The sequence below is a fragment of the Achromobacter marplatensis genome (assembly GCF_049060505.1).
Lineage (GTDB): Bacteria > Pseudomonadota > Gammaproteobacteria > Burkholderiales > Burkholderiaceae_B > Achromobacter > Achromobacter marplatensis_A.
This window is the reverse complement of sequence record NZ_JBMGRB010000001.1, coordinates 1,023,833-1,050,551: the sequence shown is the minus strand read 5'-3', so window position 1 is coordinate 1,050,551 and position 26,719 is coordinate 1,023,833. Positions and strand designations below refer to the sequence as shown.

The 26,719-nt window shown below is 65.6% G+C and carries 24 protein-coding genes; 5 read left to right on the top strand and 19 right to left on the bottom strand.

The window, feature by feature from the left end; genetic code table 11:
* Positions 1 to 16 precede the first annotated feature (16 nt).
* Positions 17 to 1,546 (bottom strand): amidase, encoded by a 1,530-nt coding sequence (locus ACI0FO_RS04775; RefSeq protein WP_416024476.1) that lies wholly within the window; start codon positions 1,544 to 1,546, stop codon positions 17 to 19.
* 129 nt (positions 1,547 to 1,675) lie between these two features.
* Positions 1,676 to 3,118, bottom strand: a complete 1,443-nt coding sequence (gene rmuC, locus ACI0FO_RS04770) for a DNA recombination protein RmuC (RefSeq protein ID WP_416024474.1) — start codon at positions 3,116 to 3,118, stop codon at positions 1,676 to 1,678.
* A gap of 107 nt (positions 3,119 to 3,225) precedes the next feature.
* Here rmuC and ACI0FO_RS04765 point away from each other — a divergent pair, with 107 nt between their 5' ends.
* Entirely contained in the window at positions 3,226 to 3,927 is a 702-nt protein-coding gene (locus ACI0FO_RS04765) for a PhoP regulatory network YrbL family protein (protein WP_416024473.1), read from the top strand.
* On the opposite strand, the gene ACI0FO_RS04760 is transcribed toward ACI0FO_RS04765, so the two are convergent.
* The 9 genes from ACI0FO_RS04760 to ACI0FO_RS04720 form a co-directional block, all read right to left on the bottom strand.
* Complete coding sequence (locus ACI0FO_RS04760) at positions 3,924 to 4,661, bottom strand: DNA-3-methyladenine glycosylase (RefSeq protein ID WP_416024471.1); 738 nt, start codon at positions 4,659 to 4,661, stop codon at positions 3,924 to 3,926. The genes ACI0FO_RS04765 and ACI0FO_RS04760 overlap by 4 nt on opposite strands.
* A 16-nt stretch (positions 4,662 to 4,677) precedes the next feature.
* A complete protein-coding gene (locus ACI0FO_RS04755; RefSeq protein ID WP_416024469.1) occupies positions 4,678 to 5,037 on the bottom strand; it encodes an arsenate reductase in 360 nt (119 codons plus the stop codon).
* Positions 5,034 to 5,843: an ABC transporter permease subunit gene (locus ACI0FO_RS04750; RefSeq protein ID WP_416024468.1), complete on the bottom strand. Its 810-nt coding sequence runs from the start codon at positions 5,841 to 5,843 to the stop codon at positions 5,034 to 5,036. Before ACI0FO_RS04750 ends, ACI0FO_RS04755 begins: the two co-directional genes overlap by 4 nt.
* Complete coding sequence (locus ACI0FO_RS04745) at positions 5,840 to 6,760, bottom strand: ABC transporter permease subunit (protein ID WP_416024467.1); 921 nt, start codon at positions 6,758 to 6,760, stop codon at positions 5,840 to 5,842. Before ACI0FO_RS04745 ends, ACI0FO_RS04750 begins: the two co-directional genes overlap by 4 nt.
* The gene (locus tag ACI0FO_RS04740; RefSeq protein WP_416024465.1) at positions 6,757 to 7,884 is read right to left on the bottom strand and encodes an ABC transporter ATP-binding protein; all 1,128 of its coding nucleotides are present in this window, start codon (positions 7,882 to 7,884) and stop codon (positions 6,757 to 6,759) included. Before ACI0FO_RS04740 ends, ACI0FO_RS04745 begins: the two co-directional genes overlap by 4 nt.
* A 6-nt stretch (positions 7,885 to 7,890) precedes the next feature.
* Positions 7,891 to 8,994 carry a polyamine ABC transporter substrate-binding protein gene (locus tag ACI0FO_RS04735; protein ID WP_416024463.1) on the bottom strand — a complete coding sequence of 368 codons (1,104 nt, stop codon included), beginning with the start codon at positions 8,992 to 8,994 and terminating at the stop codon, positions 7,891 to 7,893.
* 145 nt (positions 8,995 to 9,139) lie between these two features.
* Positions 9,140 to 9,871 (bottom strand): 3-deoxy-D-manno-octulosonic acid kinase, encoded by a 732-nt coding sequence (locus tag ACI0FO_RS04730; RefSeq protein ID WP_416024461.1) that lies wholly within the window; start codon positions 9,869 to 9,871, stop codon positions 9,140 to 9,142.
* Positions 9,861 to 10,283, bottom strand: a complete 423-nt coding sequence (locus ACI0FO_RS04725; RefSeq protein ID WP_199196873.1) for a group II truncated hemoglobin — start codon at positions 10,281 to 10,283, stop codon at positions 9,861 to 9,863. The genes ACI0FO_RS04730 and ACI0FO_RS04725 overlap by 11 nt, the downstream gene beginning before the upstream one ends.
* Positions 10,283 to 12,814: an ABC transporter permease gene (locus ACI0FO_RS04720; protein WP_416024459.1), complete on the bottom strand. Its 2,532-nt coding sequence runs from the start codon at positions 12,812 to 12,814 to the stop codon at positions 10,283 to 10,285. The genes ACI0FO_RS04725 and ACI0FO_RS04720 overlap by 1 nt, the downstream gene beginning before the upstream one ends.
* A gap of 102 nt (positions 12,815 to 12,916) precedes the next feature.
* Here ACI0FO_RS04720 and ACI0FO_RS04715 point away from each other — a divergent pair, with 102 nt between their 5' ends.
* The 4 genes from ACI0FO_RS04715 to ACI0FO_RS04700 all read left to right on the top strand — a co-directional run bounded on the left by ACI0FO_RS04715 (position 12,917) and on the right by ACI0FO_RS04700 (position 17,176).
* Complete coding sequence (locus ACI0FO_RS04715) at positions 12,917 to 13,891, top strand: TRAP transporter substrate-binding protein (RefSeq protein ID WP_416024457.1); 975 nt, start codon at positions 12,917 to 12,919, stop codon at positions 13,889 to 13,891.
* Between the two features lie 102 nt (positions 13,892 to 13,993).
* Positions 13,994 to 14,494 carry a TRAP transporter small permease gene (locus tag ACI0FO_RS04710; protein ID WP_416024455.1) on the top strand — a complete coding sequence of 167 codons (501 nt, stop codon included), beginning with the start codon at positions 13,994 to 13,996 and terminating at the stop codon, positions 14,492 to 14,494.
* A 36-nt stretch (positions 14,495 to 14,530) separates the two neighbouring features.
* On the top strand, positions 14,531 to 15,808 hold the full coding sequence (locus ACI0FO_RS04705) for a TRAP transporter large permease (protein ID WP_416024453.1): 1,278 nt from the start codon (positions 14,531 to 14,533) through the stop codon (positions 15,806 to 15,808).
* Between the two features lie 96 nt (positions 15,809 to 15,904).
* Positions 15,905 to 17,176 carry an IS256 family transposase gene (locus ACI0FO_RS04700; RefSeq protein ID WP_416024568.1) on the top strand — a complete coding sequence of 424 codons (1,272 nt, stop codon included), beginning with the start codon at positions 15,905 to 15,907 and terminating at the stop codon, positions 17,174 to 17,176.
* A gap of 283 nt (positions 17,177 to 17,459) precedes the next feature.
* Here ACI0FO_RS04700 and ACI0FO_RS04695 read toward each other — a convergent pair whose 3' ends face one another.
* The 8 genes from ACI0FO_RS04695 to ACI0FO_RS04660 form a co-directional block, all read right to left on the bottom strand.
* Positions 17,460 to 18,446: an ABC transporter ATP-binding protein gene (locus ACI0FO_RS04695; RefSeq protein WP_416024451.1), complete on the bottom strand. Its 987-nt coding sequence runs from the start codon at positions 18,444 to 18,446 to the stop codon at positions 17,460 to 17,462.
* The gene (locus ACI0FO_RS04690) at positions 18,436 to 19,476 is read right to left on the bottom strand and encodes an ABC transporter ATP-binding protein (protein WP_416024449.1); all 1,041 of its coding nucleotides are present in this window, start codon (positions 19,474 to 19,476) and stop codon (positions 18,436 to 18,438) included. The genes ACI0FO_RS04695 and ACI0FO_RS04690 overlap by 11 nt, the downstream gene beginning before the upstream one ends.
* Positions 19,473 to 20,960 carry an amidohydrolase family protein gene (locus ACI0FO_RS04685; protein WP_416024447.1) on the bottom strand — a complete coding sequence of 496 codons (1,488 nt, stop codon included), beginning with the start codon at positions 20,958 to 20,960 and terminating at the stop codon, positions 19,473 to 19,475. The genes ACI0FO_RS04690 and ACI0FO_RS04685 overlap by 4 nt, the downstream gene beginning before the upstream one ends.
* Positions 20,960 to 22,153: an amidohydrolase family protein gene (locus ACI0FO_RS04680; protein ID WP_416024446.1), complete on the bottom strand. Its 1,194-nt coding sequence runs from the start codon at positions 22,151 to 22,153 to the stop codon at positions 20,960 to 20,962. Before ACI0FO_RS04680 ends, ACI0FO_RS04685 begins: the two co-directional genes overlap by 1 nt.
* 26 nt (positions 22,154 to 22,179) lie before the next feature.
* The gene (locus tag ACI0FO_RS04675) at positions 22,180 to 23,121 is read right to left on the bottom strand and encodes an ABC transporter permease (protein ID WP_416024444.1); all 942 of its coding nucleotides are present in this window, start codon (positions 23,119 to 23,121) and stop codon (positions 22,180 to 22,182) included.
* Positions 23,111 to 24,103, bottom strand: coding sequence for an ABC transporter permease (locus ACI0FO_RS04670; RefSeq protein ID WP_416024442.1), 993 nt, complete (start codon positions 24,101 to 24,103; stop codon positions 23,111 to 23,113). Before ACI0FO_RS04670 ends, ACI0FO_RS04675 begins: the two co-directional genes overlap by 11 nt.
* A gap of 79 nt (positions 24,104 to 24,182) precedes the next feature.
* Entirely contained in the window at positions 24,183 to 25,760 is a 1,578-nt protein-coding gene (locus tag ACI0FO_RS04665; protein WP_416024441.1) for an ABC transporter substrate-binding protein, read from the bottom strand.
* Between the two features lie 95 nt (positions 25,761 to 25,855).
* Positions 25,856 to 26,593 (bottom strand): aspartate/glutamate racemase family protein, encoded by a 738-nt coding sequence (locus ACI0FO_RS04660; protein ID WP_416024439.1) that lies wholly within the window; start codon positions 26,591 to 26,593, stop codon positions 25,856 to 25,858.
* Between the last annotated feature and the right edge of the window lie 126 nt (positions 26,594 to 26,719).

Sequence of the window (26,719 nt, the reverse complement as noted above, 5' to 3'; positions counted from 1 at the left end):
GCTCCGTGGAATGCCGCTATCTGGCCATGGGCGCCACCAGGGCCCAGGGCCGCAATGCTTCGACCTGCGCCGCCAGCTCCAGCAGCAGCGCTTCGCTACCCAGCGGGCCCATGACCTGGATGCCGATCGGCAACCCGTCGGACGACACCGCGAACGGAATGGAGATCGCCGGCATGCCGGTCAGGTTCGCCAGGGGCGCGAAGGGCGAATAGCCGATCACGCCCTTCTTGCCCAAACGGTAGGCCAGGTAGTCGGCGTTGTCCATGGCGTAGCGGCCGAGGGGCGCTGGCAGTTGCGCCAGGACGGGGCTGAGAAACAGGTCATAGCCTTGCGTGCCGTCCCGGTGCAAAAAGCGACCAACGCGGCGCGTGATGTCGTGGCAGGTGTCCACGCAGGCCACGTACTGCGCGCCCGAAATCGCGCGGGCGTACTCGCGCGCGCCCAGCGTGGTGGGCTGCAATTCGTCGGCGGCCAGCCGGCGGCCGCGCGCGGCCACGAAACTGTCGATGGCGTTGGCCGCGGCGCTGGCGATCAGCGGCAGCATCGGCGACAGCACTTCTTCGGAACCGACCGGCGGCGCGGCCAGCACCAGTTCATGGCCAAGCTCGGCAAAAAAACGCGCGGCCTCGTCCACGGCTTCGGCCACTTCCGGATGGATCGCGCCGCCCTCGTAGGTGGTGTTGATGAATGCGATGCGGCGGCGCGGGGCCGCGTGTGGATCGGCCGCCACTCGTGCCGCCACGGCGCGGAAGGACTCGCGCGGCACCGCCGGCGCCGCGTATGGCGCTCCCACATCGGCGCCCGCGCTGATATCCAGCGACGCGGCGCAATCGCGCACCGACAGGGTCATCATGTGTTCCGTCGCCAAGCCGCCCCAGCCTTCGCCCTTGAGCGGCCCCAGCGGCATCAGCCCGCGGGAGGGCTTTAGCCCCAGCACGCCGCAGCACGAGGCCGGGATGCGGATGGAACCGCCGCCGTCGCTGCCGTGCGCGATTCGCACCATGCCGCTGGCCAGCGCCGCCCCCGCGCCACCGCTGGATCCGCCTGCGCTGTGGCCGGATTTCCAGGGATTCTGCGTCGGGGGCCCGTAGGCCGGCGATTCGGTGGTGGGGCTCAAGCCCAGTTCAGCGCTGGTGGTGCGGCCGAACGGGATCAGGCCGGCGCGGCGGTAGCGCTTCACGATTTCAGCGTCGACGTTCCACTCCACGTGGCCATACAGCACCGAGCCCATCGCGCTGGGCAGGCCCAACGCCGCCGTGCCCAGGTCCTTCAACAAGGTGGGCACGCCCAGGAAGGGCCGGTCTTGCAATTGCGCCATGCGCTGTTCGGGTGTCAGGGCAGCCAGTTCGGCATCCAGCGCCTGGGCCAGGCGCAACCCGGTTTCGGGCTGCATTCCGCACGCGGCGTTGATGGTGGGATTGCGCGCCGCCACCCTGTCCACCGCCTGCTGCATCGCAGCAAGCGCGGTCGTGACCCCTTGGGCGATATCGGCGCCCAGCGCCGTCGCGTCGAGGGAAGAGGAATCATGGCGTTCAGCGGGGCTCATGCTTGCGATGCTCCAGGGTTCGACGGCAACATGCCGTACATGCCAGGATATCGACAGTCCGCGCGGGCAACAAGCTGGCAGGGCAACGGCCAGCGCCCTTTCTGAAACTGCGCTGCCTTCCTGAACGGATCAGATACCGCCGCGGGCGGGCGCGGGCACACCGTCGCCCTCTTCGTTCAAGCCGCCCTCGGCATCGCTGTCTCCGTCGGCGTCGGCTTCCGGCCCTGCCCCCAATAACCGCAGGGCGTCGGCCTCGGGCAAGGCTTCCACGCTTTTCAGGTTTCTGAGCATTGCGCGGGTGCGCACTTCGGTCTGGCCGATCTTATTGCTGGCGGTATCCAGCGTTTTCTTGACGCTGGCCAGCGCTTCGCCGAACTTGCCGAATTCAGTCTTGACGGCGCGCAGCACCTGCCATACCTCGGACGACCGCTGTTCGATCGCCAGCGTGCGGAATCCCATCTGCAGGCTGTTCAGCAAGGCGGCCAGACTGCTGGGCCCGGCCACGTTGATGCGCAGGTCATGCAGCTTATCCAGCAGGCCGGGGCGCCTCAACACTTCGGCATACAGGCTTTCGGTGGGCAGGAACATGATGGCAAAGTCGGTCGTGTGCGGCGGCGCGACGTATTTGCTGGCGATCAGCCTGGCCTGCACTTCGACCGCCCGGCCCAGCGCGGCGCCGGCGGCTTTCACGCCTTCCGCGTCCGCGGCCTCTTGGGCGTCCATCAGGCGCTCGTATTCTTCCTTGGGAAACTTCGCGTCGATCGGCAGCCAAACGGGCTCGCCGCCTTCGCCCCGCCCCGGCAAGCGGATGGCGAATTCGACGACGGCTTCGCTGCCCGGCACCGGCTTGATATTGCTGGCGTACTGGTCGGGCGTCATGTTGTCTTCAATCAGCCGGGCCAATTGCACTTCGCCCCACGTGCCGCGCGACTTCACGTTGGTCAACACGCGTTTCAGGTCGCCGACTCCCGCGGCCAGGGCCTGCATTTCGCCCAGGCCTTTATGCACCGCCTCAAGCCGGTCGGACACCAGTTTGAAGGACTCGCCCAGCCGCTGCTCCAGCGTGGCATGCAGCTTTTCGTCGACCGTCCGGCGCATCTCGTCGAGCTTGGCGCTGTTGTCGGTCTGTAACGATTGCAGGCGCTGGTCCACCGTGGCGCGCACCTCCATGAGGCGACGCTCGTTGATCTGGATCAGCCCCTGCAGCTGCTCGCCGAAACCCGCGGCAAAGCGCGCCAGGGACTCGGCCGATTCGGCGCGCGCGGCTTGGGCGTCCCGCGATAGGCCCGCACGCAGATCGCCGTGCGATTGCGACAGTTCCAGCCGCAGCGCGCGGGTGGATTCCGCGAATTCGCTGCGCAAGCCGCGCTGGCCGTCGGTGATGTCGGCGCGCAGGGCGCGTTCGGTGCGTTCCAAACCTTCCAGCAAAGCGTCCAGCCGTGCGTCCCGAGCGACGGGCCGCAGCCATGCCAGCACGGCTGCCACACACGCCAACACCGCGCCGCCCGCGGCCACCCAAAGCAGAATGTCGTTCAAAAGAGGTCTCTCCAAAGCAGGAATTGTAGGACGCATCAGCGCCGCGTTGTAACCAAACGACATCGATTTGCCCACCCCAGGGCGTCGTCGGCGCGCAACGGGATTAAACTTGCCCCACTCCGAACTGATCGCCTGGCCCTCCTTTGAATCCCGCTGATCTTCCCTCCTGCCGACCCTGGATACCGTTCCAGTCGGTTTTCGGTCCGCTGGATCTGAACGCCGAGCGTCCCCTTGCGACGGGCGGCGACCGCCACATTTTTCAGCATCCCCATGCCCCTTCGCTGCTGGTCAAAGTGATGGACATGCAGGCTCGCGCCGTTTATCTGGAAGCGCGCCCGTTCAAGCGCTGGTACAAGCAATACCAGCGTGAAAGCGCCTACCGCGTCTATCTGAACGAAATATCGGAATACGTCACCACGACCACCCGCCCCTCCGGCGTGTGGCAAGTGCCCATGGCGCGCATCCTGGGCGTGGCGCAGACCACGCTGGGGCTTGGCCTGCTGGTCGAGAAGATCACGGACCCGGCGGGCAATATTGCGCCTACCGTGGCCGACCTGGCCCGGCAGGGCAAGGTCGACGACCGCTTTTTCGGACAGCTGGACGAGTTCTTCGAGGACCTGGCCGACGCCCACGTCGTGCTGCACGACGTGTCGCCCAGCAATATCGCCTGTGGCCTGAACGCCGATGGCAAGCAGGGCCTGTATCTGATCGACGGGTTCGGGGTGCTGCCGCTGGTGCCGCTTTACGCGTGGAGCAAGTCGCTGAACCGCAAGCGCATCGCACGCAAATATAAAGAAATGCGCGAGTCCCTGGAAAAGCGCATCCAAGGCCTGGACAGCGCCTAGCGCATGCCCGGCCGAGGGTCCTCGGGCAATACGACGCCCTGCCGGTCCACCCACACGTAGTCGTGCCCGGCGCGCTGGCCCCGCCGCAGCGGATTGCGCGTGCAGACCGCGGCGTAGGCCGGATCCACAAAACGGTAATGCAGGTGTTCGTCGCGCCCTGGCGGGATGCCCAATCGCGTCGTGCAGATCAGGGATTCAGGCGAATCGCCCACGTCTTCGACATACAGCGCGTCTGGATCGAAACGGCGCGCGTCCCACTCGGGCACTTTCAAACCCAACGACCGGCACAGCAGCGTCTGCCCCGCGCACAACCGTGACGGCGGACGCGGCAGGCCCTGCGCATCCGGATTCAGTTGCTGCATCCGGGCCAGGGCATCGGGGCCTGATCGCGCGTCCGTCCAAGGGTGGGCGGATTTGATCAGCACGGCGTTGCCGGGGCCCGCGGCGCTGAAGTTCAGCGAATCGCCGCCCCGCGCGTAATACATGTAGATGACGCCCCCATCCATGAACAGGGCGCGGCGCTTGTGGGTGTAACCCAGCGACGCATGGCTGCCCTTTTCTTCCAGGTAGTAGGCTTCGGTTTCGATAATGCGGGCCGACAGCCACAGCCCATCCAGGCGATGGCGGATGACCTTGCCCAGTAGCTCGCGCGCCAGTTCAGCGGCGTCGCGATTGAAAAAAGCATCGGGCAACGCCACGCCGGCGTTGCCCGATGTCTGAATGGAGGCTGCCATCGCCGCAGGCGCCGTGTCAGGCGAAGCGTTCGCCGTACCGCTTTTCGCTAAAGCCCACGGTGACTTCGCCATCCGGCGTCACCGTGACGGGGCGGCGAACCAGCGCGGGATATTCCGCGATCAGTTCGCTCCATTGGGCGTCGGTGTGCGCCGTTTTGCGGTCTTCGGGCAGGTTGCGCCACGTCATCGACGTGCGGTTGACCAGCTTTTCCCAGCCGCCAACCTTGTCCGACCACGCCTTCAACGTGGCCGCCGGCACCGGGTGATCGCGATAATCCACGAAAACGTGCTCGACGCCATGCGCCGACAACCAGTCGCGCGCCTTGATGCAGGTGCTGCACTTGGTGAGGCCATACAGGGTGGTTTGTTGCTTCATTTGGATTCGGACTCCTTGCGCCATTGCAGGCGGTTGGCCAGGATCACGCACGTGCCCACCGCAAGAATGAACAGGGTGGCCAGCGCATTGATCTCGGGTTTCAGGCCCAGCCGCACCCGCGAGAACACTTCCATCGGCAGCGTGCTGGAACTGGGGCCAGACAGGAACGACGCCAGGACGACGTCATCCAGCGACAGCGTGAACGACAGCAGCCAGGCCGAGGCCAGCGCCGGCGCGATCAGCGGAAGCGTGATCTTGAAGAAGACCGTAATGGGCGTCGCGCCCAGGTCCAGCGCGGCCTCTTCCAGCGACCGATCCAGATCGCGGATGCGGGTCTGGATGACGACGGCCACGAATGCCATGCACAACGTCACGTGCCCCACCCAGATCGTGAAGATGCCGTTTTCGGCGGGCCAGCCCAGGCTGCCCCGCAGTTCCACGAACATCAGCAGCAAGGAAATCCCCAGCACGACTTCGGGGATGACCAGCGGCGCGCTCAGCATGCCGACGTACAGCGAGAATCCGCGGAAGCGGCCCATGCGCCCCAGCACATACCCGGCCCACGTGCCGATAATGACGGCCGCCGTCGCCGTCATCGCGGCAATGCGGAACGACAGCCAGGCCGACCGCAGCAGCGCGTCGTCATTGAACAGCGCGTGATACCAACGGAACGAAAAGCCCGCCCAAGACGTGACGGTGGGCGACTCATTGAACGAAAACGCCATCAGGCTGACGATGGGCACATACAGGAAGAAATACCCCAGGCCCAGCACCACGGCGCGCAGCGTCTTGTTGGGCCCCTTCATTTGCGGCCTCCGTTGCCTTGTTCCTGCTGCTTGACCTGGTTGTACTGGAAGTAGACCAGCGGCACGAGCAGCAACAGCACCATCACGCAGGTCACCGCCGACGCCATGGGCCAATCGGCGTTATTGAAGAACTCGTTCCACATGACGCGGCCCATCATCAAGGTATTGGCGCCCCCCAGCATTTCGGGGATCACGTATTCGCCCACGGCCGGAATGAACACCAGCATGGCGCCGGCGATGACGCCCTGGCGCGACAGCGGCACGGTGATCTGCCAAAACGCCTGCCACGGCTTGGCGCCCAGGTCATACGCGGCTTCCAGCAGGCGCAAATCCGTCTTCACAAGGGTCGCGTACAACGGCAGGATAAAGAACGGCAGGTACGCATAGACCATGCCGATGTAGACCGCGACGTCGGTACGGTAGATTTCCAGCGGACTGGAAATCAGCCCCAGGCTTTGCAGCAGATTATTCAGCAAGCCGTCGTTGCGCAGGATGCCGACCCACGCATACACGCGCAGCAGCAGCGACGTCCAGAATGGCAGGATCACGCCCAGCAGCAGCAGGTTTCGCACGCGCGGCGACGACCGCGCGATGTAGTACGCGATGGGGTAGCCGACCAGCACGCAGATCAGCGTGGTGATGCCGGCGATTTTCACCGAGCTCAGGTAGGTCTTGAAATACAGGCTGTCGGTGAACAGCAGGATGTAGCCGCGCAGATGCAGACTGAACTGCACGGCTTCGTCCTGGAATTCAGCCAGCGACGTATACGGCGGAATGCCGAATTTGACTTCGGCAAAGCTGATTTTCAGCACCAGCAGGAAGGGCAACAGCAGGAACAGCACCAGCCAGGCGAACGGCGGCACCACCGCCAGCGCCCGGCCCGACGGCAACCAGTCGCGGGGCGAAAACCGGATCATGACGCCAGCACCGTCGCGCTGTCGGCGTCCCAGCTGACGAAGATCTCTTCGTCGATGCCCGGGGCGTCCATCTGGGCCAGCAGCAGGCTGGGCACGCTGGCCTCGACCGTCTTGCCGGAATCCAGGCGGATCTGATACAGCGCGTAGCTGCCCATCCAGGCCATGTGGCTGACCATGCCGTGGGCCCAGTTATATTCGCCTTCGGGCTGTTCGCGCGACACCACCAGGCGTTCGGGCCGGATGGAGACGTGCACCTCCATGCCCAGCGGTTCGGAGACGCCATGGTTCACGAACAGCGGCCGCGTCAGCTCGGCGCATTCGATGGCCACGTGGTCGGGTTCATCGACCACGATGGTGCCGGTGAACATGTTGGTCGACCCGATGAAGCTGGCCACGAAGCGCGAATTCGGAAACGCGTAGACGTCCTGCGGCGTGCCGCACTGAACGATCTGCCCTTCGGTCATGACGGCCAGGCGGTGCGCCATGGTCATGGCCTCTTCCTGGTCGTGGGTCACCATGATGCAGGTCACGCCGACCTGCTCCAGGATCTTCACGAGTTCGATCTGGGTCTTTTGGCGGATCTGCTTGTCCAGCGCCGACATGGGTTCGTCCAGCAGCAGCAGCTTGGGCCGTTTGACCAGGCTTCGCGCCAAGGCCACCCGCTGCTGCTGGCCGCCCGACAGCTGGTTCGGCTTGCGGCGCGAATAGCCCGCCATCTGGACGAGGTTCAGGGCTTCGAACACGCGGTCATGGATTTCCGCGCGGTCCACGCCTTCCTGCTTCAGGCCAAACGCCACGTTGGCTTCGACCGTCATGTGCGGGAACAGCGCATACGACTGGAACATCATGTTCACGGGGCGCCGGTACGGCGGCACGCTGGTGATGTCCTCGCCGTCCAGCAGGATCTGCCCGGACGTCGCTTCCTCGAAACCGGCCAGCATGCGCAGCAAGGTGGATTTGCCGCTGCCGGAGCTTCCCAGCAGCGCGAAGATCTCGTTGCGCTTGACGGACAGGTTGACGGAACGCACGGCGACCACATCGCCAAAAATCTTGACCACATCGGAAACCCGGACGAACTCGTCCGGGTCGACCGTATGCGGCGCCGAGTAACGGCTATCGCTCATGATGACTTATCTTCCAGACTTCAGCTCGGACCACATCCGGTTTTGCAGGCGTTGCACATTCAAGGGCAGCGCCTTGATCACGTACAGGGTCTTGGAAACCTCGGCCGGCGGGTAGATCATGGGGTTGTCGGCCACGTCCTTCACCACGTACTGCCGCGCCTCTTTGTTGGCGTTGGGGTAGAACATGGTGTTGGTGATGGCTGCATGGACCTTCGGCGTTTCAATGTAGTTGATGAACGCCAGGGCCTCTTCAGGATGCGGAGCATCCTTGGGGATGACCATCAGGTCGAACCATGCGGGCGCGCCGCCCTTCGGGATGAAGTAGTTCACTTCATACGCCTTCTTGGCTTCCTGCGCGCGCTTCCTGGCGATCATGACGTCGCCCGAAAAGCCGTAGACCATGCAAAGGTCGCCGACGGCCAGTTCGTCGATGTAGCCCGACGAACTGAATTGGCGGATATACGGGCGGATCTGCTTCAGCACATCCAGCGCGGCCTTGTAGTCGTCCGGATTGGTGCTGTTGGGATCCTTGCCCAGGTACTTCAGCACCGCCGGGAATACCTGCGCGGCTTCGTCCAGCATCGAGATGCCGCATTCTTTCAGCTTGGCGGCGTTCTCGGGCTTGAAGATCATGTCCCAGCTGGCCAGGTCGACGTTGTCGCCCATGATCTGCTTGACCTTGGTGACGTTGTAGCCCAGGCCGTTCGTGCCGTAGCCCCAGGGGATCGCGTACTCGTTGCCGGGATCGACGGTCGCCACCAGCGCCATCACTTCCGGGTCCAGGTACTTCCAGTTCGGGATCTTGGACTTGTCCAGCTTCTGGAACAAACCGGCCTCGATCTGGCGCGAGGCGTAATGGGTGGACGGGACAACGACGTCGTAACCCGACTTGCCGGCCAGCAGTTTGGCTTGCAGCGTGTCGTTGCTGTCGTAGACGTCATAGCGGACCTTGATGCCGGTTTCCTTTTCGAAACCCGGAATCGTGTCCGGCGCCGTGTATTCGGCCCAGTTGTAGACGTTGACGACCTTGTTCTGCGCGACCGCCGACGATGCCGCTGCCGCGACCAACACCGCGCCTAGCGCCCAGCGCATTCCCGCCCTTAGTTCCATTACAAGCCCCCTTGCCGTATGCCGTGTATGTCAGGAGTACCAAAAGGCGAAATCATAAAGCCTTTTGGCGGTCGGCCGCCCAACTTCGGGGGCGAGTCGACGCAATTAGGGCCCGATGACGGCAAATGCGCGCCCCCATGCGGTATCAGGGCTGGATGCCGACGCCCCATGCCGTCCAGTAGCTGTCGCGCAGCTTCATCCAGAAGCGGTCGCCCTCTTCTCCGGCCACTTTGACCAGCGACCGGCGCAGGCGGTCCAGGTTGCCTTGACGCTGCCGGTCCGACAACGCGCCTTGGGTCCCGCGGTCGAAATCGATCAGCCAGACCTGGCCGTCGCCTCCGATCAGGATGTTGAAGGCGTTCAGGTCGGCATGCCAGACGCCGGCGCGGTGCATGCGGACGATGGCGTCCGCCACCGCGCCCCACAGCGGCTCGGCCAACGCGTGGGCCAGGGGCCGCACGCCGGGGATCCGTTCGACCACGATGGCCGCCCGGTAGATGGGCCCCTGGCGCCAATAAGCAGCGGCCAGCGGCGCGGGCACGGCCAGCCCTTGCGCGCGCATGGCAGCCAACAGCCGATATTCGCGGAAGCTGCGCGTGCGGTCTTCGCCGTTCCAGAGATAGGCGTCGCGGCTGATGCGGGCGATCATGCCGCCGCGGCGGTAGCGGCGCAGCACGCCCTGCCAGCCCTGCCCCTGCACGAACCACGCCGCCTGGCGGCCGCCGGCATCCACGGGACGGGCCCGGTCGCCATAATGCGCGGGGTTGAAGATTTCCGGGCCCGATCCGGCCAGGCGGGACGCGTCGCTGAGCATGGCGCCGCCAAGCGGCCCTGGCCAGGCCTGGCGCTGAGCGCCGCGCGGATCGTCAGCCTTCACGGTTGCGCATCCAGTCGGCTACGCCGTAGAACGATTCCAGCAACCGCTCCACCAGCGGCGGGGCGATGCCCTGGTCTTCCATGGCGCGCCCGATGCAAGTCACCCACTGGTCGCGTTCGACCTCGCCGATCGAGAACGGCAAGTGGCGCGCACGCAAGCGGGGATGGCCGAAGCGTTCAATATAGTGGTCGGGGCCGCCGAAGTACCCGCACAGGAACCAGAACAGCTTGTCGCGCGCCTGGTCCAGGCTGGGCCCGTGGGCCGCGCGAAGCGCCTTCAGGTCGGGCTCCATGTCCATCAAGTCGTAAAAGCGGTCGACCAGCGCACGCACGCCGGGCTCGCCGCCAAGAAGGTCAAAAACGCTGCGGGTATTTTCCACGGGTTCAGTAATGGTATGGACGCGGGACGTCATCAGGTTTCTCGAAGGGTGACCAGGGGCGGCGTGCGCAACACGCCGCGCAGGGCCAGGGCGCCGCCCGCCCAGGCGCCCAGCATACCCGCGCCGATACCGGCCAGCCACGGCCAGAGGCTGAGGGTAATCGTGAAATCGAACACCTGGGTTGATAAGACCCAAGCGATCACGGTGGCGCCGGCGGCGGCCAGCAGGCCCGCCAGCCCGCCTACGGCCCAGAGCTCGATGCGCTGGGAGCGCGCCAGCTGGCTGCGCGTGGCGCCCAGCGCCCGCAGCACGGCGGCTTCGCGCATGCGTTCGTCGCGGGTGGCCGTCAGCGCCGCCGACAGCACCAGCACGCCAGCCGCCAGGGTGAACAGGAACAGCAACTGGACGGCCTTGCCCACTTCATTCAGAACCGACTGCAATTGCTGCAGGATGGCGCCCACGTCGAACACGGTCAGGTTCGGGAACTCGCGCACCAGCGCGGGCAGCACCGCCGCCTTTTCAGGCGGCAGGTAAAAGGAAGTGATCCAGCTTTGGGGCATGTCGGCAAGCGCGGCCGGGGTCAGGATGGCGAAAAAATTGACGCGCATCGTATCCCAATCCACGCGCCGGGTGCTGGACACGGCCGCCTCGACCTGCTGGCCGGCCACATCGAAGGTCATCTTGTCGCCCAGCTTCAGGCCCAGCGTCTTGGCCAACCCCGACTCCAACGACACCTCGGACGAGCCGGGCGCCAGCCAGCGGCCCTGTTCGATCTTGTTGGACGAGGGCATCTCGTCGCTGTAAGACAGGTTGAACTCGCGGTCCACCAGCCGCTTGGCGCGCGGTTCTTCGTAATCGTCCGGGCCGACCGGCTTGCCGTTGATGGCGATCAGCCGCCCGCGCACCATCGGCGACAACGCGATGCGGCCCAGGCCCTCGCGGGTCAGCGCAGCGGTCACGGCCTGGCGCTGGTCGGGCTGCACATTGATCAGGAAGCGGTTGGGCGCATCCGGCGGCATCGTGCGCTGCCAGCCGTCGATCAGGTCGGTGCGCGTCATGGTTAGCAGCAGCAGCGCCATCAGGCCCACCGCCAGGGCGCAGACCTGCGTGATCGTGGCGGCCCGCCGCCGCACCACCCCGGCCAGCGCGAAACGCAGCGCCGGCAGCCCCGAGGCCAGGCCGCGCACGCGCGCCAGGCCCAGGATGCACAGCCATGCCACCAGCGCGAACACGGCAAACGCGCCCAAAAAGCCCCCTGCCACCACGCCCCCCAGCTTGGCGTCGCCCGCGAACCACCAGATCAGCAGGGCAAAGCCCGTGGCGCCCAGCGCGTAGCCAAAGGCGCTACGGGCGCTGATCGTATCTGCGTCGCGGCGCAGCACCCGGGCCGGCGGCACATGGCGCAGCTGCGCCAGCGCGGGCAAGGCGAAGCCCAGCAGCAGCAACAGGCCGGTCAACACGCCCTGCAAGGCGGGAATGGCGGACGGCGCGGGCAATTGGGTGTCGATCAGCGACCCCAGCAGCATGACCAGCACCTGGTGCACCGCGTACCCCAGCATGCAGCCCGCGGCGGACGAGAACAGGCCGACGAGCGTGAACTCCAGCGTCAGCATCCGCGACACCTGCGACTGCACGGCGCCCAGGCAACGCATGACGGCGATGCCGTCGCGGTGCCGGGTCATGTAGCGTCCGGCGGCCAGCGCCACGGCCACCGCGGAAATCAGCACGGCCAGCAGCGCCACCAGGGAAAGGAAGCGCTGCGCGCGGTCCAGGGCGCGGCGCACCTCCGGCCGGCCGGACTCCAGCGTGGCGACCTTCTGGCCGCGCTTGAGGTTCTGGTTGAGCCAGGCCGAATAGCCCGCCACGGCGTCGGGCTGGCCGGCCACCAGCATGGCGTAGCCGATGCGGCTACCCGGTGCGATCAGGCCGGTGGCCGGCAGATCGCTTGCCCGCAGCAACACGCGCGGCGCCACATTGACGAACTGCATGCCGCGGTCCGGCTCGTAGGTGATCACGCGGTCGATGCGCAGATGGGCGTCGCCCACATTCAGGGTGTCGCCCACCTTCAGATTCAGCAGCGACAGCAGTTGGGCGTCCACCCAGACCGCCCCTTCGGCGGGAATGTCGCGTGTCGGCGCGTCGGGCGAGAAAGGGGCTTCGGCCACGCGCAGGGCCCCGCGCAGCGGATAGCCCGGCTCGACGGCCTTCAGCGCCGCCAGCTGCGCACCGTCGCCGGCCCCGACCATCGACGGGAACTGCCAGGTGCTGGAAAGCGCCAGGCCGCGCTGGCGCGCCTGGTCCAGGAACGCGGCAGGCACCGGTTCATCGGCGTCCAGCACCAGATCCGCGCCCAGCATCTGCCCGGCGTCGCGTTCCAGCGCCCGGCCAACCCGGTCGGCCAGGAAGCCAACGCTGGTGACGGCAGCCACCGCCACGACCAGCGCCAGCACCAATAAGCGCAGTTCGCCCGCCCGGGCGTCGCGCATCATCATCCTGGCGCCCAGGCGCAGGGTGGACCAGAAACCGGGGCGCTTGGCCTGTGACATATCAGGGAAATCCATCATTCATCAATGTTAACTAACCGCCTATAAGGCGTCCGAATCCCGATATCATCCCGGGGCGGGAGGCAAAGCCGCCCATAAAGATACCTAATACCGGAGAAGACAATGCGTAAATCCTGGCTTGCGGCCACGATTCTGGCCGCCTGCGCGGCCGCTACCTCGCTGCCCTCGGCAGCCCAGACCACCCTGAAAATGGCTTACGCCCTGTCGACTTCGTCGCACTACGGCGCGGGCGCCGACGCCATGGCCAAGTCCATCGAGGCCTCGACCAACGGCAAGTACAAGGTACAGCAATTCGCCAACAGCGCGCTGGGCGGCGAACGCGAAGTCATCGAGGGCCTGCAGATCGGCACCATCGACCTGGCCATCGTTTCGACAGGGGCTACCCTCAATTTTGTTCCCGAGACTGGGGTTTTCGATATCCCCTTCCTGCTGCGCGACCTGCAACACGCCCGCACGGTGCTGGACAGCAAGATCGGGCAGGACATGTTGGCCAAATTCCCCAGCCGCGGCATCATTGCCCTGGCGTGGGGCGAACAGGGCTTTCGCCACCTGACCAACAATGTGCGCCCGGTCAAGACCCCGGCGGACGCCAAGGGCCTGAAGATCCGCACCACGGAAAACCCGATCCACATCACGGCTTTCCGCCAGATCGGCATTCTGCCCACGCCCATGGCCTGGCCTGAAGTCGCCACCGCCCTGCAGCAAGGCACCATCGACGGCCAGGAAAATCCGCTGTCGGTGATCACGTCGGCCAAGCTGTCGCAGATGCAGAAGTACCTGTCCTTGACCGGCCACGTCTACGGCCCCGCCCTGGTGCTGATGTCGGCCAACGTCTATGACGGCCTGTCGGCCGCCGACAAGGCCAACTTCGACAAGGCGGGCAAGGACTCCGCGCTGGCCATGCGCGCCTACGTGGACAACATCGAGAAGACCGGCGTGGAACAGTTGAAGAAGGAAGGCATGCAGGTGTCCGAGGTGGATCGCGCCGCCTTCGCCGCCGCCGTCGAGCCCGCCTACCCCGAGTACTACAAGAAGTTCGATAAGAAGCTGGTCGACTCGATCCGCGACACCAAGTAAGCGGCTGGCGCCCCGCGGGCGCCTTGCCTTCAGGCGGCGGGATTGTCGTCCCGCTTGCCTGCCGTTTTCCACCCTGTGCGTTTACCGCCATCGGGATTCATCATGCGTTTGCTCTGCGCTTTCGACCGCGGCCTGTTCAAGCTGGTCTCGGTTCTTGCCCAACTTCTGCTGGTCGCCGCCGCGGCTGCCGCCTTCTACCAGGTCATTGCCCGCTTCGTGCTGCAGTCGCCCGCCGACTGGAGCGAGGTGCTGACCCGCGCCCTCCTGATCTGGACCGTGCTGCTGGGCGTGGCCTTGGCCTTCCGCCACGGCGCGATGATCAGCGTTGAACTGCTGCGCAACCTGCTCGGTGGCGCCAAGCGCCGCGTGCTGGAAACGGTGATCGGCCTGATCTGCGCCACTTTCCTGGGCTTTCTGGCCTGGATTGGCGGCAACATGACCTATCGCGTGCGCTTCCAGACCGTGCCGAGCCTGGATATCTCGATTTCCTGGATCTACCTGGCGATCCCCGTCGGGGCGACGCTGGCCGCCATCGCCGTGCTGGCCCGCTGGTGCGCCGGCGAAGAAGAAGACGTGCCCGTGCGCAACGACGCGCAAGGCTAAGCCGCCCCTTATCGAACTTGAGCAGCAGATATCGCCATGTCCCAAATAATGATTGTCTCGATGCTGATCTTCTTCGGGCTGTCCGTGCCGGTCGCCGTGTCGATTGGCCTGGCCAGCCTGGCGGGCGTCGGCACCGCCGGCCTGCCCTGGGTGGTGGTTGCCCAGCAGTTGTACGCCGCGCTGGACAAGTACCCGTTGGTCGCCATCCCCTTCTTCATTTTGGCCGGCAACCTGATGGAGGCCGGCGGCATTTCCGAACGCATGGTCGAATTCGCCAAGAGCGTGGTCGGCGGCATCCAGGGCGGCTTGGCCTGCACCTGCGTGCTGACCTGCATGATCTTCGCGGCGGTAGCCGGCTCCAGCGTGGCGACCACGTTCGCCGTGGGCGCGATCCTGATCCCGGCAATGATCCGCCACGGTTACCCGGCGCCCTTCGCCGCGTCGCTACAGGCCAGCGCGGCCGAATTGGGCGTGATCATTCCGCCGTCGATCCCGATGATTCTGTACGCCGTGTCCACCGACACGTCCACCGGCGAGCTTTTCATTGCCGGCGTGATGCCCGGCATTTTGATCGGCGTGGCGCTGATGTTCTACGTATGGTTCTACGCCAAGCGTAACAACCTGGGCAAGCGCGACGGCGAAGGTCGCCTGCCGCTGTGGCCGGCGTTCAAGAGCGCCTGGCTCGCGTTGATGATGCCCGTCATCATCCTGGGCGGCATCTACGGCGGCATTTTCACGCCGACGGAGGCGTCGGTGGTGGCGGTGATGTATGCGGTGGTGGTGGGCAAGTTCATCTACCGCCGCCTCAGCTTCAAGCAGTTGTCCGTGACGCTGCACAAGTCCGTGGTGTCCACCGCCGTGATCATGTTCGTGATCGCCAACGCGGGGGTTTTCAGTTTCCTGCTGAACCGCGCGGGCATCCCGGATGCGCTGGGCGTGTGGCTGTCGCAGATCTTCGATACCAAGTTCTCGTTCCTGATGGGCGTGAACGCGGCACTGTTCGTAATCGGGATGTTCATCGAGACGTCGGCGTCGATCGTGGTACTGGCACCATTGCTGCTGCCGGTGGCGATGAAGTTCGGGGTGGAGCCGGTGCACTTCGGGATCATCATGGTGGTGAACCTGGCGTTGGGCATGATCACGCCGCCGTTCGGCGTGAACCTCTTCGCCGCTTGCGCGGTGGCCAAGTTGCCGCTGGAGCGGATAGTCAGGCCGCTGATTCCGTTTGTCGGGGTGGTGATCGTCTGCTTGATGGTGATCACCTATTGGCCGGGCCTGTCCTTGGGGTTAAGGGATTTGGTTTACGGGAAGTGATGTGGGGGACTTCGCGTCCAATAGAAAGGCCATCGCTCATGGGCCTATCCGTGATTTTGTGTGCGGGGCATATCATGAGGACTAAAGATCATGGATATGCCGATGAAGAAGAGACGCACAGCAGCAGCTCAGGCGGCGGCCCGTGGGCCGCTGCCTGAAGTGCCACCCGAGTTGCTGGATCATCTGGTCAAGGGACCGATGACGCCCAGCGAGGTTCAAGACTTGTTCCTGTCGTTCCAGAAGGCGGTGATCGAGCGGACGATGGCCGCGGAGATGAACCTGCATCTGGGATATCGGCCAGGCCAAGACAAGCCCGAAGGCCAGGCCAACGAGCGCAACGGCGCCAGCGGCAAGACGGTGCTGACCGAGCATGGCCCGGTGCGCGTGGAGCTTCCCCGCGACCGGGACGGCTCCTTCGCCCCGATCCTGATCCCCAAGCATGAGCGGCGCTTCACCGGGTTCGATGACCGGATCATCTCCATGTACGCCCGGGGCATGAGCGTGCGCGAGATCCAGGCGTTCTTGGCCGAGAGCTATGGCACCGAGGTATCGCCGGACTTCATCAGCTCGGTCACCGACGAGGTCATGGCCGAGACGATTGCCTGGCAGAACCGGCCGCTGGAAGCGATGTACCCGGTGGTGTTCTTCGACGCGCTGCGGGTCAAGATCCGCGACGACGGCGGGGTCAGCAACAAGGCGGTCTACCTGGCGCTGGGTGTGCAGGCCGACGGCCAGCGCGACGTGCTGGGCCTGTGGGTCGAGCAGACCGAGGGGGCCAAGTTCTGGCTCAAGGTCTTCAATGAACTCAAAACCCGAGGGTGCCAGGACATCCTGATCGCCGTGGTCGATGGCCTGAAGGGCCTGGCCGACGCCATCGGCACGGCCTTCCCGCGCACGACGGTGCAGACCTGCATCGTGCATCTGATCCGCAACAGCCTGGATTACGCGGGTTGGAAGGATCGCAAGGCCGTAGCCGCCGCCCTGCGCCCGATCTACGCCGCCGCCAGCGCACAAGCGGCCGAGCAGGCGCTGCAAACGTTCGCCGATGGGCCCTGGGGGATCAAGTACCCCACGATCGTCGCGGCCTGGCAGCGGGCCTGGGAGAACGTCACGCCGTTCTTCGTCTTCCCGCCGGACATCAGGCGCGTGATCTATACGACCAACGCCATCGAGAACTTGAACATGCAATTGCGCAAGATCATCAAGACGCGCGGTCACTTCCCCACTGATGAGGCCGCCATCAAGCTCCTATGGCTGGCGCTACGCAACGTGCTGGCCAAGTCCGTGAGGGCGACCTTCGACTGGAAAGTCGCCATGAACCAGTTTGCTATCCTGTTCGGCGAACGGTTTACTGCGGCGCGGGGATAACAACTTTTAAAACGCCTCGCCCACAAAAATACGGACAGGCTCTCGCTCATCGAACGGACCAACCCCATTCGTAGGATGGGTGAAGCGCGGCAGACTTCGCAGAAGGATCGGAATACCCATCGCGCGCAACCCATCGTGGCGGCATGCATCGATGATGGGTTGCGTGCGGCACGCGTCCATGTGCTCATATCGGCCGGGACGCACTCCACCCATCCTACGGGCACGGTCGACGGGATCACGCACACGGTCGGCGGCATCACGCACACGATCAACAACATCCCCCCTAAGCCGCCACCGCCGTCTTCTCCCACCTCACCGCATGACACCGTACCTGCCGCCCGCCCACGCTGCTCACCTCCGGCACATCGATCCGGCATTCGTCGCGCGCATCCGGACACCGGGGATGGAACGTGCACCCCGTCGGCGGCTGGATCGGGTTCGGGACTTCGCCGCCCATCGGCTCCCGGTCCCGTCTGGGATCTTCCAGGTCCGGAATCGTGTCCAGCAGCATCCGCGTATACGGATGCTGGGGCGAATCGAACAACGGGTCGGCGGCAGCCTGTTCCACGATTCTGCCCAGATACATCACCGCCACACTGTCCGACACATGGCGCACGACCGACAGGTTGTGGCTGATGAAGACGTAGGTCAGGCCGAACTCCTTTTGCAGGTCGCCCATCAGGTTCAGGATCTGCGCCTGCACCGACACGTCCAAGGCGGAAGTCGGTTCGTCGCAGACCAGGAACTCGGCTTCCGTCGCCAACGCGCGGGCGATGGAGATGCGTTGCCGCTGGCCGCCCGAGAACTCGTGGGGAAAGCGGCTTGCGTCGCTGGCGGACAGGCCCACCAATTCCAGCAGCTCGTCGACGCGGCGGCGCGTGTCGGCGGGTGTGGCCCGCAAGCCCAGCGTGATGATGGGTTCGGCCACGATATTGCCCACGCGCCAGCGCGGATTCAGGCTCGCGTAGGGGTCCTGGAAAATCATCTGCGGGTGCAGCACGCCGCCGCTGCGGTTGCGGCCGTATTGCAGCTTGCCGCGCGTCGGCGCAACCAGGCCCACCAGCAGTTTCGCCAGCGTGGACTTGCCGCAGCCGGATTCCCCGACGATGCTTAGCGTGGTGCCTCGCGGCACCGCCAGGGACACCCCATCCACCGCCTTCAGCGTTTGCTCGGGCTGGCGCGACAGCGTGCGCTCGAGCCAGGGCGGCGACACATCGAACCAGCAGGCCAGGTCGTCGGCCCGCAACAGCAGATCATCGTTACGCGGCATGAGCGACGCCTCCTTGATGCAGCCAGCAGGCGCTGACGGTGGCGCCCGCCGGTGACGCGGCCAGCGGCGGGCGGGTTTGCGCGCAACGCGGCCCTGCCAGGGCGCAGCGGGGATGGAACGCGCAGCCCTCCGGCATCGCGTGCAACCGCGGCATAGCGCCGTCGATCTGGTTCAACCGCTCGGCGCGCTGGCGCAGACCGGGGATGGCATTCATCAGGCCCTGGGTATAGGGATGACCGGGACGACGCAGCACGTCCAGCACCGGGCCGATCTCGACGATGCGGCCCGCGTACATCACGGCCACGCGGTCGGCGGTCTCGGCGATCACGCCCATGTCGTGGGTCACCAGCAGCACCGAGGTGCCTTGCTCCCGGCACAGCCGGCGCAGCAACGCGGTGATCTGCGCCTGCACGGACACGTCCAGCGCCGTCGTGGGCTCGTCGGCGATGATCAGCGCGGGCCGCGCCGCCAAGGCTAATGCAATGACCACGCGCTGGCGCATGCCGCCCGAGAATTGGTGCGGATAGTGGTCGATGCGCTTGTCGGCCGCCGGGATGCCCACGGCCACCAGCAGTTCCAGCGCACGGGCGCGTGCGGCGGCCGCGGAGGACTTGTCGTGGTGACGGAGGGTCTCCACCAGTTGATCGCCGACGGTAAACAGGGGATGCAGACTGGTCAGCGGGTCTTGAAAGATCGCGCCGATCTCCTTGCCTCGCAGCCGCTGGCGCGCCTTCGGCGGCAGGTTGTCGATGCGCTTACCCGCCAGGTGGATCTCGCCGCCGCCCAGCCGGCCGGGCGGCTCCAGCAGGCCGATCACCGCCATGCCGGTCAGCGATTTTCCCGCGCCGGACTCGCCCACCATGCCCAGGATCTCGCCCGGCTGAATATCGAAACTGATGTCGCGCGTGGCCACCAGGACGCCGTGCCGCGTTGGGAACTCCACGGACAGGCCGCGCACGGACAAGGTCGGCGTGCCGGTGGACGTGGGGCGGGACTCGGGCGCTGCCGGGCGGGACAGGATTGCCATCATGACGGGCTCCTTGCGGGACGCGGATAGCTGGAAGAAAAAATCTGGTCGATCGGGGGATGGCCCCACGTGCGGTCGGGGTAGCGTGCGACCAGGCCGTCGAACTGCGATTGCGCCTGCGCTTGCGCCAGGCGCGCATCAAAACCGGGGATATGGCCGTCCACCATCACAAAACGGCCGTCGATGATCACCTGCGACACATCGCGCCCGCTGCCGCTGATCATCAGCGTCTGGATCGGATCGATCATCTGGCCATTGCGGTCGTGCGAAAAATCGAACACCACGATGTCGGCCTTGGCGCCGACCGCCAGCCGGCCAAGGTCTGGCCGCCCCAGGGCATCCGCCCCGCCGACGGTGGCGGCGTCGTAATAGTCCTCCGAGCGCACGGCGTCGGCAGCGCCTTCGGCCACGCGGCACAGCATCATCCCGACCTGCATGTTCAACACCATGTCGGGCGGCCACGTATCGGTGCCCATGCCGATATTCACGCCCATATCTCGGTAGCGCGCGAACGATTCCAGCGTGGCGCCGTGGCGCCCCGACACCAGCGGGCAATGCACGATGCTGGCACCCGCGTCGCGGATGATGTCAATGTCGTGCCCGGGCCGGTCGATATGGCGCGAGCCGGACACGTAGGTGCCATGCGGCAGCAAGGCGCGTTCGGACAGGAAGACCAGGCTTTGCAGCCATTCCGGCGGGCTCATGCCATGCTGCTCCAGCACCAGATCGTATTCCAGGCGCGACTGGCAGCAATGCAGCCGGATCGGGATGCTGCGCTCGCGCGCGGCGGCGGCCGACGCGCGCAATAACCCAGGCGTGCACGTCTCGATGCGATCGGGCGACAGCATGGCGCGCACGCGGCCCTCGTGGCGCCCTTCGACCTCGTCGCAGAATGCGACCGCGTCGGCCAGGCCCGCCATGCCACGCGCCTCATCGTAGTGGCAGCGGATCTTGCCCTCGCCATCCACATACGTATGGCCGCTACGGTAAGCCGGGCCCAGATACACCCGCAGCCCCAGTTCGCCGGCCGCGTCGGCCGCCGACAGGAACTCGTCGCGCGTTTCGCCCCAGACGCGGTAGAACAGCGATGCGATGGGCAGTGCCGTGGTGATCCCGTTGCGAATCAACTGCGCGAAGGCGTAGCGCTTCTGGAAAGCCAATTCGGCGGGCGTGTACATCTCGTATGGCCCCCGCTTCATATAGGTGTCCGGCCAGATGCGGCCCTTGCGCCAAGCGGGCGAATTGTCGAAACCCAGGATGGTCGTGTCCAGGTCGGACAGCGCATCCAGGTCCACGAAGCCCGGGCCGATCACCGCGCGGCCGTAGTCGTGGCGGCGCGCGACCCGCCCCGGATAATGGTGGCCGACATACACGATGCGATTGCCGTCGAAGACGACTTCGCCGTTCTCGTACAGGCAGTGACGCCCGTTTTCGTGGCCGACCACCCAGCGCGCGGTCAGCAAGACGGGGCCTTCGGCGGCGCGCATCACGGCGCTTCCGCCAGCGCGCGGCCATCGCGCGCGACCACGCGGCCGCGCTTGACCACCAGCTTGCGGACCGGCCGCGATACGATCGCCTCCGCAACCGTTTCAGCATCGACCAGCACGAAGTCGGCGTGGCAGCCGGGCTCCAATCCGTAGTCCGCCAGATTCATGACGCGCGCATTGCCGTAGGTGGCCACGTCCAACGCCAGCGCCAGTTCATCATCGCGGCGGAAGTTGTTGCGCAAGCCCACCAGCATCGTGCGCTCCAGCATATCGGGCTTGCCGTAGGGGCCCCAGGTATCGCGCATGCCGTCGTTGCCGGTACAGACCGTCACGCCCGCCTGGCGCAGGCGCGCCACATTGGGCACCGGCCGCGACGCGGAGCCCGTCGTCATGATGTGGATGCCCGCTTCCAGCAACCCATCGGTCAGCCCCTGCACCGCCTGCGTGTCGGTCATGCCCAGGCAGAACGAGTGCGACAGGGTGACTTTGCCCTGCATGCCCAGCGCCAACACGCGGTCGATGGTCATCTGCATCGAAAACGCGCCCAGTTCGCCCGCTTCGTGCAGATGGATGTCGATCGGCTTGCCGTGTTTATCGGCCAGCCCGAAGATGGCGTCCAGATGCCCCTTGGGGTCGCGGTCCATGCCGGCCGGGTCCAGGCCGCCCACGACTTCCGCGCCCATGCGCAGGGCCTCGTCCATCAGCTCCAGCGTACCCGGGCGGATCAACAGCCCGCTTTGCGGGAAGGCCACCAGTTCCACGTCGATCTGGTCGCGGTACTGCTCGCGGGCGCGCATCACGCCCTCGATCGCGGCCAGGCCAATGTCAGTATCCACATCCACATGGCTGCGGATATGGCTGGTGCCATCCGCGATCGACATCACGATCTGCCTCGCCGACTGGCGGTACGGGTCGATACCCAGGCGCTTCTTCTCGGCGCGCTCGTTCTCGATCTTGTCGATCAGCCGCGGCCCGACTTCGTTGCGGTACCAGGGCATGCCGTACATCGTCTTGTCCAGGTGCGCGTGGGCGTCTATCAGCCCCGGCAGCAACAAGGCGCCGCCGCCGTCCACCACCGGCACATCGGCGGGGGCCGCGCCCCCCCATGCGTGGATGCGCCCGTCGCGCACCAGCACCGACGTCGGTTCGCCGCCCGCCGGACGCACGTGGGTATACAGCGTTGCATTTTCCATGCTTATCCTCTATTGAACGATGCGCGTCAGCGCAAACGGGGATTCAGGGCGTCGCGCAGCCAATCGCCCAGCAGGTTCACCACCAGCACGATCAGGCTCAGATACAGCGCGGGGAAAACCACGACCCACCATTGCCCCGAAAACAGGAACTGGTTGCCCAGGCGGATCAGCGTGCCCAGCGACGGTTCGGTGGGCGGCATGCCCACGCCCAGGAAACTCAGCGTGGCCTCGATCAGGATGGCCAGGCCCAGGTTCAGCGTGGCGGTCACCATGACCGGCGTCAGCGTATTGGGCAGGATGTGGGTCAGCATGATGCGCAACGAGCTGACGCGGATCAGCCGCGCCGCCTGCACGTATTCCTTGCCGCGTTCCACCAGCGCCGAGGCCCGGACCGTGCGGGCGTACTGCACCCAATTGGTCATGGAGATCGCCAGGATCAGGATCACGGACGACAGCGTTTCGCGCAGGCCCGGCGGCAACAGCTGCCGGAACACGGCCGTCACCAGGATGGCCACGAGAATCGTCGGGATGCTCAGCAGCGTGTCGCCCAGCCGCATCAGCGCGTTGTCGATCCAGCCGCCGAAGTAGCCCGCCGCCAGCCCCACCAGCAGGCCGATCGCCAGCGACAGCACCACCGTCGCCAGGCCGATCACCAGCGACATGCGAGACCCATACAGGATGGCCGACCACACATCGCGGCCCTGCGTGTCCGTGCCCAGCAGGAATTGCGGGTCGGCGCCCTCCACCCAGAAGGGCGGCAGTTCGGCGTTCAGCAGGTCCAGCTGCGCCAGGTCATACGGGTTCTGCGGCGCGATCCACGGCGCGAACAGGGCCAGCAGGACCACGCCCAGCAGCACGATGCCCGCGCCCATCGCCACGTAGTCGTGCCGCAGGCTCCACCACAAATCGCTTTGCAGGAAGCGGGACAGCCGGCTTTGCGCGCCGCCCGAGAAAGGTTTAGTGAGCATTGGCGGCTCCTTTGACGTGTTGGCTGCGCAAGCGCGGATCGACCACGCCATACATCATGTCCACCAGCGTATTCAGCGTCACGAAGATGAAGGACACGATCACCAGATAGGCGGCCATCACGGGAATGTCCACGAACATGACCGATTGGATGAACAGCAGGCCCATGCCCGGCCACTGGAAGACCGTTTCCGTGATCAGCGCGAACGCAATCAGGTTGCCGATCTGCATGCCCGTCACGGTGATGACGGGCATCAGACAGTTGCGCAGCGCCAGCCGAAAATGCACCACCCTGTCCGGCAGGCCGCGGGCCCGCGCGAACTTGATAAATTCAGTGCGCAGCGTTTCCAGCATCTCGGCCCGCACCAGCCGCATGATCAGCGTGATCTGGAATAGCGCCAGCGTGATGGACGGCAGCACCAGCGCCGCGCGGCCCGATGGCGTCAACAGGCCCGTGGACCATCCACCGATCTTCACCGTGTCGCCACGGCCGAAGCCGGGCAGCCAGCCCAGCTGGACGGAGAAGATCAGGATCAGCATGATGCCCACCACGAAGCTGGGCAGCGAGATGCCCAGAATGGAGACAAACTGCAAGGCCTGCGCCACGCGCGACTTGCGATAGATGGCCGTCAACACGCCAAGCGGCACGCCGACGACCAGCGACAGCAGCGTCGCCATCATCACCAGTTCGAACGTGGCGGGAAAGCGTTCGGCCACCAGCGCGAACACGTCTTGCTGGTTGCGGTACGAAATGCCGAACTCGCCTTGCGCCGCATTGGTCACGAAGTGGACGAACTGCATGCCCACGGATGCGTTCAGCCCCAGCCGCTCGCGCAGTTCATCGCGCTGCGTTTGCGAGGCCTGCTCGTTGAGCATCATGTCGACGGGGTCGCCGACAAAACGGAAAATCACGAAGGCCAGCAACGCCACCGCCAGCATCACGCCAACCGCGTTTACGACCCGTCTAACAATGAATGCCAGCATGTGCGGCTCCCTTCAGACCTGATATAGACTTCCGGCCGCCGTGCGCCGATCGGCGCGCGGCAGCCCGCTCAGGCACGCATCACTGCATGCGCACATTCCACAGCCGGGCCTTGTTGTCCGGCATCTGCAGCACGTCGCCCACCTTGGCGCCCACGGCCCAGGCCATGGGCTGCTGGTGCAAGGGCAGGAAGCGCACGTCGTCATGCAAGGTCTGCAGCACTTCGGCCATCATCTGGATGCGTTTCGGACGGTCCATCTCGGCGGCGGCCGCGTCGATCTTCGCGTCCAGCGCGGCGTCTCCCCATTGCCCCCAGTTAAAGACACCGGCAGGCCCCGTTCGGCTGTGCATCACTTGCAGCAGAATCGACAACGCGTCGATCTGCGGCTCGTTGGCCCAGCCATGGATGGTGATATCGAACTCGCCGCGCGAGCGCTTGGGGTTTTGCAGCGAACGCGGGCCGCTGGCCAACGCCGCCTTCACGCCAATCCTTGCCCACATCGACGCCGCGGCCTGGCACAGCTCTTCCTCGTTTACGAACATGTCGTTCGAACACAGCAGCGACAGCGTGAAACCGTCGGGATAGCCTGCGTCGGCCAGCAGCTTCTTGGCGCGGGCGGCGTCGAACGGCAGGCGCTCCTCCTGCTTGGCCTCGTAGCCCGGAATGGAAGGCGCCACCAATGCGCCCGTCGTGCGCGACAGGCCGCGCATCACGCGCTTTTGCAGCAGATCCGGCGATAGCGCCATGTACAGCGCCTGGCGCACGCGCACATCCTTCAGCGGATTCTTGTCGGTGACGTTGGAGCCGACCAGCTTGTCGCTCAGATTGAACCCGAAGTACAGGGTGCGCAGTTCGGTGGCCGCCAGCACCTTCACGTTCGGCGCGGCGCGCAGGCGGTCCAGGTCTTGCAGCGGCGCGTTTTCCGTGAAATTGATGTCACCCGACAACAGCGCAGCGACCCGCGTCGGCGCCGAAGCGATAGGCGTGAATTCGATGCGGTCCAGGTTGTGGCGCGGCGTGTCCCACCAGTCTTTGTTCACGACCAGCACGGTTCGCGTGTCGGGGCGGTAGGACTCCACCTTGAACGGGCCGGTGCCGTTCGCGTTGTGCGTGGCATAGCCTTCGATCTTCTTCGCGGCGTCCGTCGGCTTGGTGCTGTTGTTGTCCACCAGCCATTGGCGGTTGAAGATGAAGATGTTGGTCAGGTCGTTGAGCATCAGCGGGTACGGATGCGTCATCTCGATGTCGACCGTGAAGTCGTCAACCTTGCGCACGGCCTTGAAGGCGGGCAGGTTGCCCTTCAGCGGCGAGGCCTCGTCCGACACCCGGGTCATCGAGGCTACGACGTCGTCGGCGGTAAACGGCGCGCCGTTGTGGAACTTCACGCCCTGGCGCAGCTTGAAGCGCAGCACGGTGGGCGACGTGCTCTCCCAGGACTCGGCCAGCGCTGGCGTAATGTTGAACTTGTCGTCGTAGCGGATCAGCGCTTCGTACACATGGTTCAGGAACGCCAGATTGAAGGTGCTGCCGTAGGAATACGGATCCAGCGAATCCAGGTCGCGCGCGGCGCCCCACTTCAGCGTGTTGGCGGCAGAGGCCCCGGTGATGGCGGACAGCGCGATCACGGCCCCGGCGGTCCATCTAAGCAACGTCTTCATGGCTGCAACTCTCCCTTGTGTATCGGTCTGAAATACCGGTTTGCTATCGCCGGGATCGAGCCCGGCGCGATGTGTGAAGCGATCGGGGCGGCGGGTCAGGCCGGGGCGGTCAGGCGCTGCGCGCGGTCCAGGGAGGCCAGCGCCAACACTTGGGCCAGCGCCGCGCGGTAGGAATCGATGATGGGTACGGCTGGCCGGCGCGGCAGCGCGGGCAGGTAGCCCGCCAGTGCCGCGCCCGCCACGATCACCACGTCGGCGCCCTGCGCCACCGCGGCATCCAGCGCGCGGCTGACTTCGGCGGCCGACTCGGGCGAACGCGATACGTAGTCCAGCGCGTTGCCGGGCAAGGCGATGATGCCGGCGCAACGGGATTCCAGCCCCAATTGGCGGATCTGCTCGCGCAGCATGCCGGGCCAGCGCTGGCCCACGGTCACGATGGCGTAGCGGTCGCCCCGCTGCATGGCGGCCATGATCGAGGCCTCGGCCATGCCGACGACCGGCACCGGCAGGCATTCGCGCACGGCGCCAATGCCGGGTTCGCCGAAACAGGCCAACAGGCAGGCGTCGAACGGGGCCTGGGCCTGCGCGATTTCACGTTCGACGGTTTCCAGTACGGCATGGGCGGCCACCGCCGCCTCGACACGGCTGGCGATATAGGCTGGCCCGAACACGGCCGTGACGGCATGCACGTGAGCGGCGCCCCCCAAGAAAGCGCGGGCCTGCTCGGCCAGGCTGACGGTCAGGTCAGCCGTGGTGTTGCCGTTGACCACCAGCAACCGGTAAGGCGTGAAAGCAGGCCGGTCAAAGGCGACGGGGTCAGGCGTGGCGGACATGGAATAAACCTCGGTCATTTTGTATACAAAAAATCCAAACCAACCAACCAGTTCTGTTCGATTTTGTATAAATGTTTGTATACGATTTATGCCGACAATGTACGCGCTTCAGCCCTGCCTTCAAGC